The 6,000-nt window shown below is 39.4% G+C and carries 4 protein-coding genes; 3 read left to right on the forward strand and 1 reads right to left on the reverse strand.

Features of this window, described 5'->3' with window-relative positions; all coding sequences use genetic code 11:
- Positions 1 to 187: 187 nt before the first annotated feature.
- The 3 genes from HYI04_RS09375 to HYI04_RS09385 all read left to right on the forward strand — a co-directional run bounded on the left by HYI04_RS09375 (position 188) and on the right by HYI04_RS09385 (position 4,722).
- Positions 188 to 2,344, forward strand: a complete 2,157-nt coding sequence (locus HYI04_RS09375) for a TonB-dependent siderophore receptor (protein ID WP_010326691.1) — start codon at positions 188 to 190, stop codon at positions 2,342 to 2,344.
- Between the two features lie 277 nt (positions 2,345 to 2,621).
- Complete coding sequence (locus HYI04_RS09380; RefSeq protein ID WP_010326692.1) at positions 2,622 to 3,329, forward strand: SDR family oxidoreductase; 708 nt, start codon at positions 2,622 to 2,624, stop codon at positions 3,327 to 3,329.
- 334 nt (positions 3,330 to 3,663) lie between these two features.
- Positions 3,664 to 4,722, forward strand: coding sequence for an asparaginase (locus HYI04_RS09385; protein ID WP_010326693.1), 1,059 nt, complete (start codon positions 3,664 to 3,666; stop codon positions 4,720 to 4,722).
- Between the two features lie 118 nt (positions 4,723 to 4,840).
- On the opposite strand, the gene HYI04_RS09390 is transcribed toward HYI04_RS09385, so the two are convergent.
- On the reverse strand, positions 4,841 to 5,539 hold the full coding sequence (locus HYI04_RS09390; protein WP_010326694.1) for a DUF1826 domain-containing protein: 699 nt from the start codon (positions 5,537 to 5,539) through the stop codon (positions 4,841 to 4,843).
- Positions 5,540 to 6,000: the final 461 nt, after the last annotated feature.

Consider the following 6,000-nt stretch of genomic DNA (forward strand, 5'->3'; position numbering starts at 1 on the left):
ACGTTATAATTTAAAATCAGATAGTTAAACTCAATTTCAAAATCTACACACTCAAAGCTATTGCCAGATAATTTTAAAAAAAAGCTGAGATATGTTGAATAATGTGCTTGTTCATTTTAAGAAAATTGTGAATACTCATGCCGCAAAATTCAGGCTGTAAATTTATCTTTTGGGGTTAGCAACGACAGTGAAAACGTATCCATTTTCTCGTTTACAAAAAGCATTATTGGCGGTTGGTTCATTTTCATGTCTAGGGCTGAACTCGGTATGGGTACATGCGGCAGAAGAGAGTGATGTAGAGCAACTCGCAACCATTACAACTACTGCTCAGACTGAACAACTGGCTTATTATCAACCCAAAGTTAATTTGTCTGGCTTTAGTCAGCAAAACCTTGCAGCAATTCCTGCATCTATTCACACCGTTACTGCTGAACTGATCGCAGATCAACATGCGAAAACACTGAGCGATGTGGTAAAGAACGATGCGTCTGTTGGGGATGGCTATGCACCTATTGGTTACTATGCAAACTTTGTGATGCGTGGATTTAGCTTAAATGCGGGATCAAGTTATTTACTGAACGGTAATTTGCTACGCGGTGAGCAAAACGTGGCGCTTGAAAATAAAGAACAAGTTGAAATCCTAAAAGGCATGAGTGCGATTCAAAGTGGTATGTCCACGCCAGGCGGTGTAGTGAACTATGTGAGTAAACGCCCCAAAGATGTCCAATCTTTAACCATCGAAGCAGACAGTCATGGCGGTAGCCGTGTGGCAACCGACCTTGGTGGATGGCTTGGAGACAATCAACAATTTGGTTATCGCGTGAATGCAGCTTATGAAGACATTCACCCGTATGTTGAACATGCCGATGGAAAACGTTTGTTTGGCTCCTTGGCTTTAGACTGGAAAATTTCAGATCGTTCAAAACTTGAATTTGATCTTGAATCACAGCGTCAAAAACAACGTTCAGTACCAGGTTATCAGCTACTTGGTGGTGAAACTGTACCGACAGGAGTGGAATGGGATCGTTTGCTGGGTTATCAAAGCTGGAGCAAACCAATCACCAATGAAAGTCTAAATACGAGTCTGAAATATAGTTATCAAATCAATGATAAATGGAACGGCAATCTGTCTGTTTCACAAAGTCGTGTGGTCGTAGATGATTACTCAGCCTTTGCCTACACCTTTGACACTGATGGTAACTACGATATTTATGATTTCCGCAGCCCAGATGATAGTTATCTAACCAATCAATTTAAAACGGGCTTAAACGGAAAATTCAACACTGGAGCATGGCAACATAACCTGAGTTTAGAGTTGTCACATGCCTACAAACGCCATACTCAGTATGATGCAATCAATGAATGGATAGGTTCAGGAAATATTTATAATGATCCTATTACATATACGCCTACGGACAAAGCCTTAGGTAATCATTACAAATCGTTAGATAGTCAACAAACAGCCCTCAACCTGTTGGATCAAATCGAATTTAATGATGCATGGTCAGTTTTGCTGGGCGGTAAGCTTTTGCATTTAAATGAAAGTGCCTATGCTGCGGATGGCAACAGTATTCGTGACACCGACTTCAATCGCTTCTTGCCACAGCTCGCGTTGATGTATCAGCCTTGGCAGAACACTCATCTGTATGCTTCTTATGCCAAAGGGATAAGTGACGGCAGTCAAGCGCCGTGGTCTGCCTATGGTAATGAGGATAAAGGTATCGTAGGAAATGCCTTTGAAACTTTAGCACCAAGACGTTCAACTCAATATGAATTAGGTCTTAAACAGCAATGGCAAGAGCTACTATTTACTGCCGCTTTGTTTGACTTAACACAAGACCATCAATATACCAACTTAGACAATTACTATGTCACCGATGGTGAACAGCATAATCTAGGTTTGGAATTGGGCTTGCAAGGTCGTGTTGCTGAAAATCTGGATATGACATCGACTTTGGCACTGACCCGTTCACGTTTGGAAGATATACAGGTCGATGCTTATAAAGGGCATCAAACTCAAAACGTACCGACAGTTCGTTTTGCCAGTCATGTGTCTTATCAAATGCCTCAAGTAGAAGGTTTACGTTTACTCGCAGGTATGCAATACAGCAGCAGTAAATACGCCAACAAAACGGGTACGGTTAAAGTTTCAGGCTATACCGTATTCGATGCGGGTGCAGCTTATAACTTCCGTGCTTATGGTTATGACAATATGCTTCGCCTGAATGTGGACAACCTGTTCAATAAAAAATATTGGCGAGATGCAGGAAGCTTTTTCGGGGATGACTATTTATTTCTGGGTACACCACGTACAGCACAATTTTCATGGACTGTGAACTTCTAGACAGAAATCGCTAGGTTTTAGGTTTTCTAAATTCTCCAATTTTGGGTCGTAGGAAAACCTATTGCTGGTAAGACTCATGTGTTAGTTGTGGGCTTATTCATTGAATGAATGATGAAGGTTGAATAAGTCTACAGAAATAGGTTTGTATAAAAAATTCTTACTGCACTATGATCAAAGCGAATTCTTAAGCTTGTGAATCAATATCCCAAAGCAAACTTTGAAGGTTTGAGCTCAAGCGTTTTTAACACCTTGAATTATCGTGATAGAGGAACATTTTATGTCTGATAAGAATAAACGGGCAATCGTGGTTGGAGCTTCTAGAGGGATTGGCCTAGGTCTGGTTCGTGAGCTGCTTAATCAGCACTGGCAGGTTATCGCGACCATCCGAGACATAGACCAAGTCTCTACAGGCTTAAATCAACTGCTTTCTGAGTATCCCGACCGACTTGAATTAACCGAATTAGATTTAAGCTATGTACAAACGGCAGACCGTTTACTCAGTAAATATCATGAAAAATCCATCGACCTACTGTTGGTTTCCGCGGGCATTCTTGGGCCAAAACATCAACGCGTTGAGCAGTGCACGCCCAATGAGATTGCCAATCTGTTTTGGGTAAATAGCATTGCACCCGTGACGATTGCGAGAACACTTCTTCCTTTGATGAAAGAAAAGAGTGTCATTGCATTTATGAGTTCTCGCATGGGAAGCGTTGCTTTAAACGATGATGGAAGTATGGAGCTGTATCGCGCAAGCAAGGCTGCTCTCAATAGTATCACACGGGGCTTTGCGATAAATGAGGCAATTCCTGCCCAAATAGGCGTGCTGAACTTACATCCAGGCTGGGTGCAAACTGAAATGGGCGGAAGCCATGCACCCATCAACGTAAAAGAAAGCACAACGGGCATTGTACGTGTGGTTGAAGATTTTATTGGTAAAAATGAACAACAGTTTGTCGACTTTCAAGGTCATGAAATAACGTGGTAATAAATAGCCACCGCCTAAATAATACGGTGCAGTTTTTCATTCTTGGAGGGACTGCATATTGCTTTCATCCTAAATAAAATAACAACTTGCTAAAAAGTGCGATAACCATTTAAAAATAGTCGTACCGTATTTTGAATATTTTCTTGCAACTGTTCTGTATTGGGTAAATAGGACTCATCTCAAAACTACAAGAGATGCACCATGATTAATCGTATTTAAGAAATGTGATGGACAAAAAATACAATTTCTACACCTATACAATCCTATCTTTTTCCAGTAATTTTACTATGGTATGAAAAATGCTAAGAATAAAATGACTCAAAAAGGATGACCTATGAAAAAAACGATTTCAGCTTTGACATTAAGTTTAAGCCTATTACTCCCATGTGCAGCATTTGCCAAAAATAATGTCGTTGTTGTCGCTACTGGTGGAACGATTGCAGGTGCTGGAGCAAGCTCTACCAATAGTGCAACCTATACTGCGGCAAAAGTTCCTGTGGATGCATTATTAAATGCGGTTCCCCAGATTCAAAACCTTGCCAATGTGACTGGTGTGCAGGCCATGCAAGTTGCATCAGAAAGTATTACGGATAAAGAATTATTATCCCTTGCACGTCAAGTCAATGACTTACTTAAAAAGTCTGATGTGAATGGTGTCGTGATTACACATGGAACAGACACACTAGAAGAAACAGCTTTCTTTTTAAATTTAGTGATTCATTCAGATAAGCCGATTGTATTGGTCGGGTCAATGCGTCCAAGTACTGCACTTTCTGCTGATGGCCCGTTGAACCTTTATAGTGCGGTTGCACTTGCTGCCGACGATAGTGCAAAAGGTAAAGGAACTTTTGTGCTCATGAATGACGACATTTTTGCAGCACGAGATGTTTCAAAAACAATTAATATCCATACCAATGCATTTATGAGCCAATGGGGTGCACTCGGGACCTTAGTCGAAGGAAAACCTTACTGGTTCAGAAATACAGCAAAACGTCATAATAAGAGCTCAGAATTTAATATTGAAAATATTAAAGGTGATAGCTTACCGCTGGTACAAATTGTTTATGGTTCAGGCAATATGTTGCCGGATGCATACACGGCTTATGCTAAAGCAGGGGCAAAAGCTATTATTCATGCAGGTACAGGGAATGGATCGGTAGCCAATTATATTGTTCCAACATTAACTGACTTACAAAAACAAGGTGTGCAAATTATTCGTTCATCTCGCGTACCTCAAGGTTTTATTCTTAGAAATGCAGAACAACCAGATGACAAATATGGTTGGGTGGTCGCACATGATCTTAACCCGCAAAAAGCTAAATTACTTGCTGCACTTGCTTTAACAAAAACAAAAGATGCCAAGGAAATCCAACGCATTTTTTGGGATTACTAAAATCAATAACTGTGAACTTGCATAGTAATGCTTTTCAGTTAAGCACCTTAAAAATTTAAGGTGCTTTTTTACCGTCTATAAATAGATTAAATTCATCGACTCTATATCGAATAAATATTTAACAAATCAATAGCAACCTATACTCACCATCTTTTTCGACAGGCGCTCTATGCACACAAGGCAAGACCTGTTGCGTCGGATGATCTACCGCCAAGCGCCAAAGATGTCCTAAGCCTAAATTCACAGGTTTTGCATTCGGTTTAGGTTGATAATGCAGGTCGAAAAAGTACTCTTCTAGGAAAGTTTCAAACTCTGTTTCTGGGCCATCATGCCGCTTTTTAAGCTTTTCTCTGATTTCGGGAATGAGAACTTTTTTCTCAACTTGAGCATTGGGCACGATATCACTTACAGCACCGTGGTAGGTACATAAGAAAGTATCTGTTTCTATGGGTGAACGATCAATATGAAACGAATATACATCTGTTGAAATAAAATCTAGCTCGTCATCACGTTCATAACATTTCAATAAGTTAAGTGCAGGGGATGCGCCAAAATCGGTTAATAGCTGTATATCTTTTAAAATGATTTCCCTTGCGAGATTCCCTTTTTCTGAAAGTTGTAAAGCTAAAAGATCTTCAACGGAAACTTCTGTAATATTCTCTTTTAACTCAAGTTTAGCCACAATTTCTTTAAAATCGCCAACCAAATCTCTACGCCAGCAGATAGCATTCATTTCTCCTTGAAAATTCGAATTTACAAGTTTAGAGAAGTTAGAAACTACACTAATTTGGGCGTTGTCAGAAAATGGATTTTTCATATGAGAATTAGATCATAAACAGGATGTAATCATAACATCTAGCTTTAGGTATATTGCATTTAAAAATAGCTGGGTAATTTCTTGAAGAAGAATATCATCTGTAATAGAAGCCCTTGCCACCGAGACTTGCGTAGCTGCACAGTTCAGATTACGATATTTCGATTTAACATAAAATGAAGTTATACGGCTTAAATCAAATAAGGTTAATTAATGAGAAACGAGAAAGGGCTTCCACCTTTAGTCGGGAATATTTCGGAAGGATCTATAACATGGCAACGATTAGATAATATTAACTATGAGGAATTAGGGTATTTTTTGTCATGCCATTTAATAATATAGGACTTACGCATTGACGGATTCAAAAAAGTATTAAAATACTTTATAAAGTATCTGTGATCAGACGAATTAAAAATGCTTCTACAGCAACTTGTACTCTACCCATTTATATGGGCTTTCTCATG

It is taken from the genome of Acinetobacter sp. SwsAc2, from assembly GCF_013391465.1.
GTDB lineage: Bacteria > Pseudomonadota > Gammaproteobacteria > Pseudomonadales > Moraxellaceae > Acinetobacter > Acinetobacter johnsonii.